The 16,746-nt window shown below is 32.2% G+C and carries 13 protein-coding genes; 10 read left to right on the forward strand and 3 right to left on the reverse strand.

Going from position 1 to position 16,746, the window contains the following annotated elements:
• Positions 1 to 4: 4 nt before the first annotated feature.
• Both KA873_RS03910 and fabI read left to right on the forward strand, forming a co-directional pair.
• Positions 5 to 1,843, forward strand: a complete 1,839-nt coding sequence (locus tag KA873_RS03910) for a monovalent cation:proton antiporter family protein (protein WP_107384685.1) — start codon at positions 5 to 7, stop codon at positions 1,841 to 1,843.
• A gap of 302 nt (positions 1,844 to 2,145) precedes the next feature.
• Entirely contained in the window at positions 2,146 to 2,916 is a 771-nt protein-coding gene (gene fabI / locus KA873_RS03915; RefSeq protein WP_107384686.1) for an enoyl-ACP reductase FabI, read from the forward strand.
• A 96-nt stretch (positions 2,917 to 3,012) separates the two neighbouring features.
• Here fabI and cozEa read toward each other — a convergent pair whose 3' ends face one another.
• On the reverse strand, positions 3,013 to 4,098 hold the full coding sequence (cozEa, locus tag KA873_RS03920) for a lipoteichoic acid biosynthesis protein CozEa (RefSeq protein ID WP_107384687.1): 1,086 nt from the start codon (positions 4,096 to 4,098) through the stop codon (positions 3,013 to 3,015).
• 338 nt (positions 4,099 to 4,436) lie between these two features.
• Between cozEa and KA873_RS03925 the strand changes: the two genes are divergently transcribed.
• From KA873_RS03925 to KA873_RS03935, 3 genes are all read left to right on the forward strand, one after another.
• Positions 4,437 to 6,008 (forward strand): alanine/glycine:cation symporter family protein, encoded by a 1,572-nt coding sequence (locus tag KA873_RS03925; RefSeq protein WP_107384688.1) that lies wholly within the window; start codon positions 4,437 to 4,439, stop codon positions 6,006 to 6,008.
• A gap of 98 nt (positions 6,009 to 6,106) precedes the next feature.
• Entirely contained in the window at positions 6,107 to 6,853 is a 747-nt protein-coding gene (locus KA873_RS03930; RefSeq protein ID WP_107504550.1) for an esterase family protein, read from the forward strand.
• Positions 6,854 to 6,938: 85 nt separating this feature from the next.
• Entirely contained in the window at positions 6,939 to 7,448 is a 510-nt protein-coding gene (locus tag KA873_RS03935; RefSeq protein WP_019469079.1) for a YjcG family protein, read from the forward strand.
• 128 nt (positions 7,449 to 7,576) lie between these two features.
• Here the strand turns inward: KA873_RS03935 and ltaA are convergent, their stop codons facing one another.
• Together ltaA and KA873_RS03945 are read right to left on the reverse strand one after the other, a co-directional pair.
• Positions 7,577 to 8,779: a lipoteichoic acid biosynthesis MFS flippase LtaA gene (gene ltaA, locus KA873_RS03940; RefSeq protein WP_181187540.1), complete on the reverse strand. Its 1,203-nt coding sequence runs from the start codon at positions 8,777 to 8,779 to the stop codon at positions 7,577 to 7,579.
• The gene (locus KA873_RS03945) at positions 8,757 to 9,932 is read right to left on the reverse strand and encodes a diglucosyl diacylglycerol synthase (RefSeq protein WP_019469081.1); all 1,176 of its coding nucleotides are present in this window, start codon (positions 9,930 to 9,932) and stop codon (positions 8,757 to 8,759) included. Before KA873_RS03945 ends, ltaA begins: the two co-directional genes overlap by 23 nt.
• 430 nt (positions 9,933 to 10,362) lie before the next feature.
• On the opposite strand from KA873_RS03945, the gene KA873_RS03950 reads away from it, so the two are divergent.
• The 5 genes from KA873_RS03950 (at position 10,363) to KA873_RS03970 (ending at position 16,745) form a co-directional block, all read left to right on the forward strand.
• Complete coding sequence (locus KA873_RS03950; protein ID WP_107505157.1) at positions 10,363 to 11,847, forward strand: UDP-N-acetylmuramoyl-L-alanyl-D-glutamate--L-lysine ligase; 1,485 nt, start codon at positions 10,363 to 10,365, stop codon at positions 11,845 to 11,847.
• Positions 11,828 to 12,076 (forward strand): YueH family protein, encoded by a 249-nt coding sequence (locus KA873_RS03955; protein WP_267896363.1) that lies wholly within the window; start codon positions 11,828 to 11,830, stop codon positions 12,074 to 12,076. Before KA873_RS03950 ends, KA873_RS03955 begins: the two co-directional genes overlap by 20 nt.
• A gap of 12 nt (positions 12,077 to 12,088) precedes the next feature.
• Positions 12,089 to 13,651 (forward strand): peptide chain release factor 3, encoded by a 1,563-nt coding sequence (locus KA873_RS03960; protein WP_107384872.1) that lies wholly within the window; start codon positions 12,089 to 12,091, stop codon positions 13,649 to 13,651.
• Positions 13,652 to 14,015: 364 nt separating this feature from the next.
• On the forward strand, positions 14,016 to 14,813 hold the full coding sequence (locus tag KA873_RS03965) for a TerC family protein (protein WP_107384871.1): 798 nt from the start codon (positions 14,016 to 14,018) through the stop codon (positions 14,811 to 14,813).
• Between the two features lie 189 nt (positions 14,814 to 15,002).
• A complete protein-coding gene (locus KA873_RS03970; RefSeq protein ID WP_107505155.1) occupies positions 15,003 to 16,745 on the forward strand; it encodes a S1C family serine protease in 1,743 nt (580 codons plus the stop codon).
• The last annotated feature ends 1 nt before the right edge of the window (position 16,746 follow it).

The raw sequence follows: 16,746 nt of genomic DNA on the forward strand, positions 1-16,746 counted from the left end.
TTACATGGAATTTTTATCACTTGTTGTCGTTGTAATGGCAGCATTCCTTACACCGATACTAATCAATAGATTACGAATTACATTCTTACCTGTTGTTGTAGCAGAAATACTAATGGGTATTCTCATAGGACACTCTTTTTTAAACATAGTAGAGCGTGATGCTATGTTAAATATTTTGTCTACATTAGGTTTTATCTTCTTAATGTTTTTAAGTGGTTTAGAAATTGATTTTAAAGCATTTAAAAAAGATAAAGGATCGTCTGGAGATAAGGATAAAAGTAAAGAACCAGGCCACCTGCAATTAGCACTTACTGTATTTTTATTTATTATGATAATTTCAATTGTATTTGCTTATGCATTTAAGTGGTTTGGCTTAATTGATGATGTCTTATTAATGATTATTATCATTTCTACGATTTCATTAGGTGTTGTTGTACCGACACTAAAAGAAATGAATATTATGCGTACTACAATCGGACAATTCATATTATTAGTAGCAGTATTAGCTGACTTAGTGACAATGATATTGTTAACTGCATATGGCACACTACATGCTTCTGGTGGTGCATCACTATGGTTAATAGGCAGTTTAGTAGTATTTGCGCTTGTTTTTTATTTCTTAGGTGGCATATTTAAGAAAGCACAATTTTTACAGAAATTGATGGATGGTACAACACAGATAGGTATACGTGCTGTATTTGCATTAATCATTATGCTGGTTGCCTTAGCAGAAGGCGTTGGTGCAGAAAATATTCTAGGCGCTTTCCTAGCAGGTGTGATTGTTTCTTTATTAGGCCCAGATGAGGATATGGTGGAGAAATTAGATTCTTTTGGTTATGGTTTCTTTATACCAATATTCTTTATCATGGTTGGTGTAGATTTAAATATACCGATGTTAATAAAAGAACCTTCGTTACTACTTATTATTCCATTTTTAATACTCGCATTTGTAGTATCTAAATTAATACCAGTGTTTTACGTACGTCGATGGTTTGATATGAAAACGACAATATCTTCAGCATTCCTGTTAACATCTACTTTATCATTGGTCATTGCTTCTGCAAAAATTGCTGAAAAACTTGGAACAATATCATCGGAAATATCAGGTATTTTAATTTTAAGTGCAGTTATCACATGTGTCTTTGTACCTATCATATTTAAAAAAATGTTCCCAATGCCAGATGAGGCTACAAGACAAATTGAAGTGAGTTTAATAGGAAAAAATCAATTAACCATTCCTATTGCTCAGAATTTAACATCACAACTTTACCAAGTTTCACTTTATTATAGAAATGATTTAAGTGATAAACGTAAATTATCAGATGCGATTTCGATGATTGAAATTGCAGATTACGAAGAACCGTTATTAGATCGTCTAGGTTTATTTGAAAGAGATATCGTTGTTTGTTCTACAAATGATGATGATATTAATAGAAAAGTGGCGCTAATGGCTAAAAGACATGGTGTTAATCGAGTTATTTGTAGATTAGAGGCGAGTACGGGTGATGAAGGTCTACAAAGTGAAGGCATTGAAGTATTTAGTGGTTTTATGAGTAATAAAATACTCTTGAAAGGTTTAATAGAAACGCCCAATATGCTAAATCTTTTAAGTAATGTGGAAACATCGTTGTATGAAATTGCAATGTTAAATCATAAATATGATCAAATTCAATTACGTAATTTCCCGTTTGACGGTGATATTATATTTGTGAGAATCATTCGAAATAATGAATCAATCGTACCTCATGGTGATACACAATTACGCTATAAAGACCGTGTTATTGTAACGGGTTCTAAAGAATATGTTGATGAATTAAAACGTGAATTAGAGTTTTATTATTAACATCCATGTCTGGGATATGATTTATGTCTCAGACTGATGTAGAAATAGGCAGTAAATGAATTTCTGAAAGCTATTTTGAGTTGTTAATATTTATTTAATGAGTGAAGTATTGGTAAGCATTTTAACTTTGTAACCTATAAAAAATGATAAATTCGTATATAGAATGTAATATGAATTGTTTAAACAATGAAACCAATGTTAAAATAAAGTTTGTTAGAATTGGCATCGAGCAAAGTGATAGGAATACGATTATAACTTCTCGAACCAGTTTAAAATGAAAATTTAAAAAAGGAGTTATTTTCATGTTAAATTTAGAAAATAAAACATTCGTCATTATGGGTATTGCTAATAAACGTAGTATCGGTTTTGGTGTGGCTAAAGTATTAGACAAATTAGGTGCAAATTTAGTTTTTACATATCGTAAAGATCGTAGTAAAAAAGAAATGGAAAAACTTGTAGAACAATTAGATCAACAAACAATTAGAATGTATCAAATAGATGTACAAAAAGACGAAGATGTTATCAATGGTTTCGCAAAAATTGGAGAAGAAGTAGGTAACATTGACGGTGTTTATCATTCGATTGCTTTTGCTAATATGGAAGATTTAAGAGGCCGTTTTTCAGATACATCTCGTGATGGTTTCTTATTGGCACAAGATATTAGTTCATATTCATTGACAATTGTTGCTAGAGAAGCAAAAAAAATTATGCCTGAAGGTGGTAGTATCGTTGCTACAACTTATTTAGGTGGCGAATATGCTGTACAAAACTACAATGTAATGGGCGTAGCTAAAGCTAGTTTAGAAGCAAATGTACGTTATTTAGCATTAGATTTAGGTGAAGATAATATCCGTGTCAATGCGATTTCAGCTGGTCCAATTCGTACACTAAGCGCTAAAGGTGTTGGTGGTTTTAACACAATCATGAAAGAAATTGAAGAACGTGCGCCATTAAAACGTAATGTAGACCAAGAAGAAGTAGGTAAAACTGCAGCGTACTTATTAAGTGATTTATCAAGTGGTGTTACAGGCGAAAATATCCATGTAGATAGTGGTTATCACATCGTTAAATAATTTATGACTTAAAACATAATTGAAGATTTATATATTAAAAAAGACTATTCGTTTCAACGACAGAAACGAATAGTCTTTTTGTTTTATAACGTTATTTTATTCCTTGACATCACTATTTGCTTTAGCAATGATATCTTGTCTATATCGAAAGACATTTCTGACAACTGTTTTAATTACAGCATATAATGGAACGGCTATTAAGATTAAACCGAAACCACCAAGGTTACCTGCAGCTAATATCACTACTATAATTGTTAAAGGATGAATATTAAGTGATTTACCCATTACGTTCGGTGTGATTACATTGCCTTCCAATTGTTGTGCAATCAGCGTGATAATACATACCCATATAAATGTTGAAGGGCTTTGAATAATCGCAATGACTGCAGCAGGTGCAAATGCCATCCAAGGACCTAAGAACGGTATCATATTTGCAACACAAGCAAACATAACGAGCAATAGTGTGTAGTTAAGCCCTACAATTGAATAACCAATGTATAAGATTATTCCAAGAATGATACTTACTGTTACTTGGCCTTGAATATAAGATTTAACAGTTTCATTTAAATCTTTTAATAATTCTACAGTAAAAACTTTTCTATCTCCTTTAAACAATCTTGCAATGAAAGGGATGAAACGCTCATGATCTTTTAACATATAGATTAAAAAGAACGGAACCATTATCAATAAGAAAAGCGTTGAAATAAATGATGTTAAGTATCCTAAAGAGTTAGATAGAATATCAGCAGTACTGTCGCTAATAGATTGTACCATCTTATTAATTCTATCAGTTACATCATTCGGCAATCTTTCCATTTGATCTAGTGCAAAATTGATGATGTTCTGCACTTCATGTTGTAATGCAGGTATTTGATGTACTAAGTTTTCAATTTGTTCTGCAATTAACGGAGCTAACACACCAATAACAATACTAATAATAATAATTAAGCCTATAAAGATTATAGTAATGCTGCCCCAACGTGGCACATGATTTTTTTCAAGTATTTTTTGAAAAGGTAAACAAATATAAAATAAAAAGCCACTTAATAATAATGGCAACAATACTGATTGAAGGATAATAATAAATGGTGTGAAAATACTATGTACTTCCATAATCAGTTTGATTAGTAAAAACAGGATTAATAAAGCGATACCTGTTCTAAACCATACTTTGTTAAGCATAGAACGGTTCCTCCTATAAAACTTTTTTTTAATTTATAATTCAGTATATCTTAAAAAAAGATAGAACAAAAGATAAACTTGTGAAACTTTGTACTTAATGTGCATGTGAAGGTTGATTGAAATTTCAGAATGATAACAAAGGGAAAACAGTAATGCGTAGTGCATTATAAGATAATATAAATATTAAATACATTAATGTTATTTATGCAAAAAATTCATAACGAAATATATATTTTGTGAAAATAATAACTTATATAATGCGTTGCGCGGAACATAACATATGTGTATAATATTAAAAAATATCATTTTCTTTAATGGTATAACAAGGGGGATACGTTATGATAGAAGGTTTTTTAACTTGGCTCTATGACATAGTATGGAGCAAACCATTAGTTTATGGTTTGTTAATCACTGGTATATTATTTTCACTATTTATGAAATTTTTCCAAGTAAGACACTTTAAAGAAATGATTCGACTTATGTTTCAAGGGGAAAAGTCACCAACAGGTATTTCAAGTTTTCAAGCAATCGCATTATCGTTAGCAGGTCGTGTAGGTACTGGTAATATTGTAGGGGTATCAACAGCGATATTTATTGGTGGACCGGGAGCCGTATTTTGGATGTGGGCAACAGCATTTTTAGGAGCGAGTAGTGCATTTATAGAATCGACATTAGGTCAGATATATAAACGTGAAGAAAAGGGACAATATAGAGGTGGACCAGCATTTTATATTGAATATGGTATAAAGGGGAAACTGGGTAAAATATATGGCTTGATCTTTGCAATCGTCACTGTGATTTCAGTCGGATTGTTATTACCAGGTGTTCAATCAAATGCTATATCTAGTTCTATGAAAAATGCATTTCAATTAAATCCATGGATTGTAGCCATATTTTTAGCAATTATTATCGGCTTAATCATTTTTGGGGGAATAAAATGGATTGCTAATGCAGCGACTGCAGTTGTACCATTTATGGCAGTATTATATATTTTAATGGCGGTCATTATTATCATACTCAATATTGAAGCGGTTCCTTCTTTATTTGCATTAATTTTCAAATCCGCATTTGGTATGGAAGCTGCTTTTGGTGGGATAGTAGGTGCAATGATTGAAATAGGTGTCAAAAGAGGTCTTTATTCAAATGAGGCTGGACAAGGTACAGGACCACATGCAGCTGCGGCAGCAGAGGTATCACACCCAGCAAAACAAGGTTTAGTGCAAGCGTTTTCAGTTTACGTTGATACTTTGTTTGTTTGTACTGCAACAGCATTAATCATCTTGCTTTCTGGTACATATAATGTAACGGATGGCGGTAACACACCAAGTGATAAAGCAAGTTTAATTAAAGATAATGGTATCTTTGTTGAAATGTCAAATGGAGATAAAGATTATTCTGGAACCGCAATGTACGCACAAGCAGGTATAGACAAAGCATTACAAGGTGGAAGTTATCATTTTGATCCATCGTTCTCTGGATTTGGATCTTATTTTATAGCAATTGCTTTGTTTTTCTTTGCCTTTACTACTATATTGGCTTATTACTATATTGCAGAAACCAATATTGCATACTTAACAAGAAACGCAAATTATAGGACTTCCTTTATATTTATCAATATAACGCGAATTGTATTAATTCTTGCAACCGTTTATGGCGCAGTGAAAACAGCAGATATTGCATGGCTAATGGGAGATTTAGGTGTAGGTATGATGGCCTGGCTTAATATCATTGCAATTTGGCTATTACACAAACCAGCTATAAGCGCATTGAAAGATTATGAATTGCAGAAAAAACGTTTAGGATCGGGTAAAAAAGCTATTTATAAACCAGACCCTGAAAAAGTACCTAATGCTGTATTTTGGCTGGAAGATTATCCTGAACGTCTAAAAAAAGAGGATATTAACGACTAAAAATAATATGTCACTTAGACAAATAAAAAGCGAGTTATTTTAAAATATTGCGTCTCTTGATACAATGTCATTAAGACTACGAGGGGGCGCATTATTTTATGGACAATTTTCAAGCAGGGCGAATTAATAAGATTAATTTTTCTAGTGACATATTAGATAGAGATATTACACTATCTATTTATTTACCTAAAGATTTTACAGAACTATTTAAATACAAAGTCGTCTTTTGTTTTGATGGTTTAGACTTTTTTAGCTTTGGCAGAATACACAGAACATATGAAAAATTATGGGAAGCAAATGAAGTAGAAAGAGCAATATTTGTAGGTTTTCATTATGAAGATGTTGAAAAAAGAAGAGCAGAATTTCATCCCCAAGGAGCAAAAACAGCTTTAACTGTAAAATGTATGGCGAATGAAATTTTACCGTTTATAGATGCTCAATTCCCAACGTATAAAGTAGGCAATGGCAGAGTTATTTTAGGTGACAGCTTAGCTGGAAGTGCAGCTTTGATTACTGCATTATCTTATCCGAGAATTTTTAGCCAAGTGGGACTATTGAGTCCTCAACATGATGAAGTGATACAAACATTAATCGAACGATGTCAATTTCAAGAACAATTGACAATATGGCATACTGTTGGATTAGAAGAAAAAAACTTTGCTTTACCAACGACAGGTAAGCAAGCGGATTTTTTAACACCTAATCGCCAGCTTAAATCGATTATCGAACATAGTGATATAACTTATCATTATGCAGAGTTTGATGGTGGTCATAGATGGAAATCTTGGAAACATTTATTAGAAGATTTATTAAAATATTTTTTATCAGATAATATTTCTTTTTAATTATCTGTAGGAAATTTAGTTAAAAGTAACGAATTTTTGTGAAATTTGATATAATGTAGTTATGTTAAACAAAGGAGGAATTTAAATGATTTTAGGATTAGCATTAATTCCGTCAAAAGCGTTTCAAGATGAAGTAAATGCATACCGTAAACGTTATGATGCTCACTATGCAACGATAATGCCACACATTACGATTAAAGAGCATTTTAAAATAAACGAAGGTGATCTTGACGCTGTCAAAGAGACAATCAAATCAAGAATCGAGGGGATACCACCTATTGAAGTACACGCGACAAAGGCTTCAAACTTTGCGCCAATTACAAATGTAATTTATTTTAAAGTTGCCAAAACAGACAATTTAGAAAAATTATTTAATCAATTCAATAGTGGTGATTTTTATGGTCGTCCTGAACATCCATTTGTACCACATTTTACAATTGCACAAGGTTTAACTAGTCAAGAATTCGAAGACATTTTTGGTCAATTGAACTTAGCGGGTATTGACTATAAAGAAGCAATTGAGCAACTTTCTTTAGTTTATTACGATGAAAGTGCGGAAAAATGGAAAGTCTTAGAGAATTTTAATTTTGCATAATTTTTTTATATAAAGTTATCATTTCAATCAATGATAATATTGAAACTTTAAAAGAGTCGCTATCATTTTAGAATTTATCTAAAAACTTGATAGCGACTCTTTTGTATATTGAACATTACTAAATATAGTTAAGTGTGTGTGTGTTGTTGTTTATTTTTAACAAAATAAATACCATAAAATATTGCTAAAAATAAAAATACTAATGCTGAAAAATAAAAAGTATTATTAACAGATTTAGAGAATTCTGTGATTAAACCACCTACGAGTGGACCAATCATAGAGCCGAAACCTTGTACACTATTGAACACGCCCCAAGTCTCTTCTTGTTCATCCATGTGTATATGACTTGCCATAAAAGTATTCCATGCAGGTAACAAGATGCCATACATTAGGCCGATAAATAATGCCAAGCCCCAAACTAATTTAATATCCGTAATAATAGATAACGCAAATATCATTAAAGTATATAAAACAAATCCACTAAAAATGATACCATACATAAATAATGTACCATTGTTGTCTATAATTTTAGATAAAAACAACATAGAAATGGCACAACCTATGCCACCAATAATAATTGCAATCGTATATTCAACTGTTGAAACGCCCACGACTTTCGTTGCATATGTAGGTAATATCGGTACTAAGGCAGTGATGGAAGCACCTTGTAATAAAATACCTGGAAACAGAATTAAATGGCGTTTAGTCACATTTACAATTTGACCTAACTGTTGTTTTACAGGTCTTGTATTATAATTAGTCAGTCTTATTTTAACGAAATAGTATAGAATCCATGCAATCAGTACGACTAATGACATCATAAAAGCAAAACGTGTTGGATGGAATTTAAAGATTAAGTTCATTCCAACCATTCCAACTAATAAACCTAGTAACCATGAGAAATAAACATAGCCCATTTGTTTACCACGATTATTTTCATCAACACTTGCAAGCATAATGACCCAAATAGGACTCACGGCGATACCTAGCAATATTGCACTTGTGATTAGCACGATAGGTGATGTAGGAAACCAAATGACTAAAAACAAACTACCAAACGCTAATAAAAATCCAAGTGTCAAAACAAGCTTTGTACCTAAGCGTTTAAGTAAAAAACCTATGACAAAGTTGGTTGTTGCATCAGCAATAAAGTGAATAGAAATAGCGATAGATGTAACACCTACCGCAATAGAAGTTGCCGTTGGAAGTAATGCTAAATAACTCAACACATACATACCTCTAGCAAACTCCATTAAAAATAAAATAATCAACATAATAATAAAATTTGTACTTGAATTGTAGTTAGTATTATTTAACGAAGAGCTTTGCATATAAAGGAACCTTTCCATAAACTTCTTCATAACGTGTTGAATGGTCTAGAAGATCTAATAAATCTTTGCATAATTTATATGTTGAATATGGAATGCGTGATTCACTCATTGCTTTAGACATTTCTACTAGTGAAGTTGGATGATTTGTTAATGACGCTACTTGTTGAATAGCTTCATCAGGTGAATAAGCGATAGTGCCGTAACCTTTTTCTTCAAAATAAAGCGCGTTTTCTAACTCTTGACCAGGTGCAGGATCTAAGAAAATCATTGGAATTTGTCGGGTTAGTGCTTCAGAAATCGTGATGCCACCTGGCTTTGTAATCATCAACTGACTTGATGCCATCCATTCATTCATCTGTTTTGTATAACCTAAGATAAGTACGTTATCATAATTTTTAAATTGGCTAGATAATGTGCGTTTCAACTCTTTATTTTTACCACAAACCATGACTACTTGTGATTGTGGACTTTTAGTCAAAATATCACTAATCATTTGACCGAATCCTTTTGAAACGCCAAAAGCACCTGCGGACATAAGTATTGTAGGTTTATCTGGATTCAAATTATTTTGACGTAACCATGAAGATTGGTCAATATCTTGTTCGAATTTATCAGAAATTGGAATGCCAGTAACCTTTAATTGATGTCTTGGGATCCCTATTTCAGCAAATTCATCTTTTAATTCCTCAGTTGCCAAGTAATACCTTTGAGAATGTGGTGTAACCCAATTCTTTTGTAATCTATAATCTGTCATAACTGTGGCAATTGGGATATTCATATCAAATTGCTCAGTTAATACAGACATTACTGGCGTAGGGAAGGTCAACAATATTAAATCTGGTTTTTCTTTTAGTAATAAATTAATTAATTTATTTAATCCATAATATTTATAGAAACATTTGTCTATTTGGTCAGGTTTACTATAGTAAAAAGATTTGTACATATTTCTGAAATACTTAAAACTATTGATATACCACTTTTTACATATAGAAGTCAGAATTGGGTGAGCTTCTAAAAATAAATCATGTTCAATGACAGTTAAATTGTCTAGATTCATTTCATTGAATTGGTTTACTACGCTTTGAGTAACCTGTAAATGTCCATTACCAAAAGAACCAGTAATAATCAATATTTTTTTGTTACGAGTAACCATTTTGAGTCACCCTCCAATAGTATAAATTTAGCTCATGCTAAGTTTAACGCATTTTATTGTCATGCGAAAGAAAAAACATAATTATTAGAGATTATATCATTTTACAAACGCATAGAAAATGATTCATACTTATTTTTTAAAATTATATCACGCTAAATTTAGATTGTTCTATATGTATACCATACCACGCTTTCTATTAAAATAAGCGACCTTAAAAGAAACTAAACAAATAAAAAAGAAAATCTACACAATTAATTACATATGATTAACAAACTGAATCTAGTTTATGCTCATGATAGTTATAAAATTTTTTAAATGAAAACGAAAAATATATAATAGTAGAGAAAGAAATAATTAGCAATATTAGTTTCTATAAAATCAACTGAAAATGTGTATAATAGAAGTATTGGAAATAAAGGAGCGGTTAATGTTGAATGCAAATGAGTTGTTTAAAAAAATAAGAGTTAAACAAGTGATAGGTACATTAGATATGAATGTTAATGATATAACAACAGACTCGCGTACTGCTAAAGAAGGAAGTATATTTGTTGCTTCTAAAGGTTATACAGTCGATAGTCATAAATTTTGTCAAGATGTTGTAAATCAAGGCTGTAAAGTCATTGTAGTAAATCATGAACAATTGTTGAAAGGTGATGTAACACAAGTTATCGTTCCTGACACGTTGCGCGTTGCCAGTTTACTCGTAAATGTATTATTTAATTATCCAAGTAAACAACTAACTACATATGGTGTTACTGGGACCAATGGTAAAACATCTATAGCGACAATGATACACCATATATATAGAAAATTAGATAAAGGTAGTGCTTATTTAGGTACTAATGGTTTCCAAATTAATGAGGAAAAATCTAAAGGCACAAACACAACACCTGAAACAGTTGCGCTAACTAAAAAAATTCATGAAGCTGTAGAAAAGCAAGCACAGGCCATGACTTTAGAAGTATCAAGTCATGGTTTATCATTAGGACGTTTAAGTGGCGTTAATTTTGATGTGGCGGTATTTTCAAATTTAACGCAAGATCATTTAGACTTTCATGGCACAATGGAAGCTTATGGTCATGCTAAATCATTATTATTCAGCCAGTTAGGTGAAGATTTATCAAAAGAAAAATATGTTGTTTTAAATCAAGATGATAGATTTTCAGAATATTTAGCTTCAGTTACACCTTATGAAGTCTTTACCTATGGCATTAATGAATGTGCACAATTTATGGCTGAAAATATTAATGAGTCATTACAAGGCGTAACGTTTGATTTTAATACACCTGAAGGTACATTTCCTGTAAAGTCACCTTATGTAGGCATCTTCAACGTTTCTAATATTATGGCTGCAATGATAGCTGTTTGGGCAAAAGGTGCTACGTTAGAAGAAATTATTCAAGCCGTAGAAAACTTAGAACCTGTTGAAGGTCGACTTGAAGTTTTAGACCCCCAATTGCCAATTAATCTAATTATTGATTATGCACATACAGCAGATGGTATGGATAAACTTATAGATGCTGTGAAACCTTTTGCAAAACAAAAATTAATTTTCTTGTGCGGTATGGCTGGAGAAAGAGATATGGGCAAAACACCTGAAATGGGGCGCGTTGCTTGTAGAGCGGATTACGTTATTTTTACACCAGACAACCCAGCAAATGATGATCCTAAAAAATTAACAAGCGAACTCGCTAAGGGCGCAACACATAATAATTATATAGAATTTGAAGACCGTGCAGAGGGGATTCGTCATGCTATTGAAATTGCTAATCCTGGCGATACAGTTGTCTTAGCTTCTAAGGGACGTGAACCTTACCAAATTATGCCTGGTCATGTAAAAGTACCACATAGAGATGATTTAATCGGTTTAGAAGCAGCTTATAAAAAGTTTGGCGGTGGCCCTATTGGAAATTAGGCTTATCAGTCTGAATGATGTAACAGTCCGTAGTTATATTTATAAAAATGATAACGATGAAGTCTTGCTTTTGGCAATACCAGACTTAAATTGGTCATTAGAAATTGATACTTCGTTAAATGATGATGATATCAAGGAGGAACTTGTGATACACTTGTTTACGTTACTTGATGAGTCAACAGCAGTACAAATTGCTGATGATATTGGTCAATCGATATTTGAGAGTTAAAGGAGAGAACAAATGAGTATAAAGGAAGAAGTAGAATCCAGAAAAACTTTTGCGATTATTTCCCATCCTGATGCTGGTAAAACCACATTAACTGAAAAGTTACTATTATTTGGTGGTGCAATTAGAGAAGCAGGGACTGTAAAAGGTAAAAAAAGTGGTAAATTTGCGACAAGTGACTGGATGAAAGTTGAACAAGAACGTGGTATCTCAGTTACAAGTTCAGTGATGCAATTTGATTATGATCATTACAAAATTAACATTTTAGATACACCTGGACATGAAGATTTTTCTGAAGACACATATAGAACATTAATGGCCGTAGACAGCGCTGTAATGGTTATAGATTGTGCAAAAGGTATTGAACCGCAAACTTTAAAATTATTTAAAGTTTGTAAAATGAGAGGCATTCCTATTTTCACATTTATCAATAAATTAGATAGAGTAGGTAAAGAACCGTTTGAATTATTGGATGAAATCGAGTCTACATTGGAAATCGAAACATATCCTATGAATTGGCCAGTGGGTATGGGACAAAATTTCTTTGGTATCATTGATCGAGATACACATACGATTGAGCCTTTTAGAGATGAACAAAATGTGCTTCATTTAAATGATGATTATGAATTGGAAGAAGATCATAAAATTAAAAATGATAGCGCCTTTACGCAAGCAATCGAAGAATTAATGTTGGTAGAAGAAGCGGGAGAAACATTTGATAATGAAGCTTTGAGAAAAGGTGATTTAACACCAGTGTTCTTTGGATCAGCGCTAGCAAACTTTGGTGTACAAAATTTCTTGAATGCTTATGTTGACCATGCACCTATGCCAAGTGCTCGACAAACGAAAGAAGATATTGAAGTTACACCATATGATACAGATTTTTCAGGCTTTATTTTCAAAATTCAAGCGAATATGGACCCCAAACACAGAGATAGAATTGCATTTATGAGGGTTGTTAGTGGCGCTTTCGAACGAGGTATGGATGTTACGTTACAAAGAACTAAAAAGAAACAAAAAATAACACGTTCAACTTCATTTATGGCTGATGACAAAGAAACTGTTAATCATGCAGTCGCTGGAGATATTATAGGCTTGTATGACACGGGTAATTACCAAATTGGAGATACATTAGTAGGTGGAAACCAAAAATTCAGTTTCCAAGAATTACCACAGTTTACACCAGAATTATTTATGAAAGTTTCTGCGAAAAACGTCATGAAACAGAAACATTTCCATAAAGGGATTGAGCAGTTAGTTCAAGAAGGTGCCATTCAATACTATAAAGCATTGCATACTAATCAAATTCTTATTGGTGCAGTTGGTCAACTACAATTTGAAGTTTTTGAACATCGACTTAAAAATGAATATAATGTTGATGTCATCATGGAATCAGTTGGTCCAAAAATTGCAAGATGGATTGAAAATGAAGAAGATATTAAAGATAAAATGAGTTCTTCTCGTTCTATATTAGTTAAAGATGTTTATGATAATTACGTTTTCTTATTTGAAAATGAATTTGCAACGAGATGGTTTGAAGAAAAATTTCCAGAAATTAAATTATACAGTTTGTTATAACATGATTAATTGTGTATAATACTATATTATTAATAGAATACCTATGACTTTGTAGTCGGAGGGGAGTAACTCAACTGTTTTTAAAGAGATATATGAGATAGTAATATCATTATAAAATATCTGTTTTATATATCTTTTTAACATAGTCATTTTGTCGTCATTACGAAACGTTAAATGTTTCCGGTAAAATGGGCAGGAAAACACTGTCGAGTGAGACCTTTGCTTATAAATGTTACAAACATACAAATTATATAAGACCGAAAGTTTAATTTACTTTAGTGAGTGTATATGATTAAAATGTGTGTAGCATTTACTTAGCTTAGGTCTCTATTTTTATGTAAAAAAACTAAAGGAGTTGTCCTAAATGGATCCGAGTTTGATTTTACCTTATTTATGGGTTCTAGTAGTACTGGTATTTTTAGAAGGTTTATTAGCAGCAGATAATGCTGTTGTTATGGCAGTTATGGTTAAACATTTGCCTCCTGAACAACGTAAAAAAGCATTGTTCTATGGACTGTTAGGTGCATTTATTTTCCGTTTTATTTCTTTATTCTTAATAAGCATTATCGCACATTTTTGGTGGATTCAAGCGCTAGGCGCAATTTACTTATTATACATGTCGATCAAAAATCTCATATCATTCTTTAAAGAAAAAGACCATCAAAAAGAGGATGGTACTGATGATCATCATTATGATGAATCGGGCGAGGAAATACATGCAAGTCCTAAAGCATTTTGGGGCACAGTATTAAAAGTAGAATTTGCTGATATAGCATTTGCGATTGATTCCATGTTAGCTGCTCTTGCTATTGCAGTAACTTTACCTACTGTTGGTATACACTTTGGTGGTATGGACCTTGGACAATTTGCAGTCATGTTCCTAGGCGGTATGCTAGGTGTGATCATCATGCGTTTTGCAGCCACTTGGTTTGTAAATCTATTGAACAAATATCCTGGTTTAGAAGGCGCTGCATTTGCGATTGTAGGTTGGGTAGGTATTAAATTAGTAATCATGGTGCTAGCACACCCTGATATTAAAATATTACCAGAACATTTCCCACACAGTGTATTATGGCAATCAATTTTCTGGACGGTTATGATTGCACTTGTAATTATCGGTTGGTTAACATCTGTTAAAAATAATAAAAAAGAACATAAATAATATATGTAAGCCTGAGTCATAAAATCTATGACTCAGGCTTTTTTGTTCTATATGTGATAAAGTTAGAATTTTTTACTAAAAGAGACTATAATCTGTAGTATGCTAACTTTATATGACAAAATAAAGCAGAAAAATTATATATGTTATGTCATAATAGAATTGTAATCAAAAGGAATAGGGGGGCTTACTGTGACGCAAAATAAAAAACATGTCATCCCAAAAGTAAAGTATGGACGTAAACGACGTGAATACTTTCATAACGAGGAACGGGAACAACGTGTGCAACAAGAACGTAAAGCTAGAAAACAGCGTGAAGAAAAAGCTGAAATACTTGCTAAAAATAATGAAGAACGTGTGAAAGAAAATTTAAGAAAAGCACGTATTGAAAAGCTAACAAAAGAAGAAATTCAGCAACAACAAGCAATTGCTGCAGCGCGGAATTCCAAACATAAGCAAGAAGACACACAGCATAATGAAACAACTTCAGTAAATAATATCAATCAATCGTATAATGAAAACGATGATATGGTGGAGGAAGAAAATAAAATAGATTCAAAATCAGTACACACTGAGAGCGAGACTCAAAATAACAGTACATCGTCAAATGAAGAACATGTCCCACCTAAAAAAGAACAAGAACAGAATTTTTATTCAGAAAATGCGCAACAATCAAGAGTTGATTATTATTTGAATAATGATGAGCAAACTTCACAACAAAAAAGTTCTAGGGAATATTCGAATTCTAATACTGAAACTAAGCACCAAAATACGACTAACACACTTGATAAAGTTAAGGCTTTCTTTATTGAACATTGGGCCAAAATTCTAATTGTTGTGGCAGTTATTGTTTTACTGACACTCATACAAGCTATATTCAAAAATGTTGATGAAAATGGCACTTCAAATGATCATGTTTTTCATGATAATCAAAATAAAGATAAGACTTATACAACAACAATGAAAAGTGCGAACAGTGCAATTCATTCCGTAGTAACTGTTGAAAATGATACGAGTGATGATAGAACTTCTGCTGAAAAAGAGACACAAGAAGCAGGTAAAGAAAATGAATTAGGTTCAGGTGTCGTCTACAAAAAAGTGGGCGACTCTATTTTTATTATGACCAACGCACATGTGGTTGGAGATAAAAAAGAGCAAAAGATTACATATGGTAATGATGACTATTCTATTGGAAAAGTTATTGGAACGGATAAATATTCAGATATCGCTGTTGTTAAGGCTAAAGTAAAATCAGATAGTAAAGTGAAACCGATTAAAATAGGTGATTCCAGTACTTTAGTACTAGGTGAACCAATCATAGTAGTAGGAAATCCTTTAGGTGTAGACTTTAAAGGAAGTATATCTGATGGTATTATTTCAGGTTTGAATAGACACATACCAGTAGATATCAATAAAGATGATCAATATGATGTATTAATGAGCGCTTTTCAAATAGATGCACCTGTAAATCCAGGTAACTCAGGTGGTGCAGTTATCGATAGAAATAGTAAGTTAGTAGGTATAGCATCACTAAAAATAGATATGGATAATGTTGAGGGTATCGCCTTTGCTATACCAGTCAATGACGCTGAAGATATTGCCAAGCAGTTAGAAGCTAAAGGTGAAGTCAAATATCCTAACACTGGCGTAAAGATTGCTAATATTGGAGATATTGATGAGGCTACAAAGCAATCTATTAATTTACCAGAAGACGTTAAAAAAGGCGTATTTATAGGTGAAGTTAAAAAAGATTCATTAGGTGAAAAATCTGGGTTGCAAAAAAATGATGTCATAGTAGAATTAGATGGTAAAGAATTAGAAGATAATCTTAGATACAGACAAATTATTTTTAATCATAAAGATGATTTAAAAACATTACCAGCTAAAATCTATAGAGATGGTAAAGAAAAGGATATTAAGATTAAACTGAAGTAAC

It is taken from the genome of Staphylococcus sp. GDY8P45P (assembly GCF_017892745.1).
In the GTDB taxonomy this organism is placed as follows: Bacteria; Bacillota; Bacilli; order Staphylococcales; family Staphylococcaceae; genus Staphylococcus; species Staphylococcus cohnii.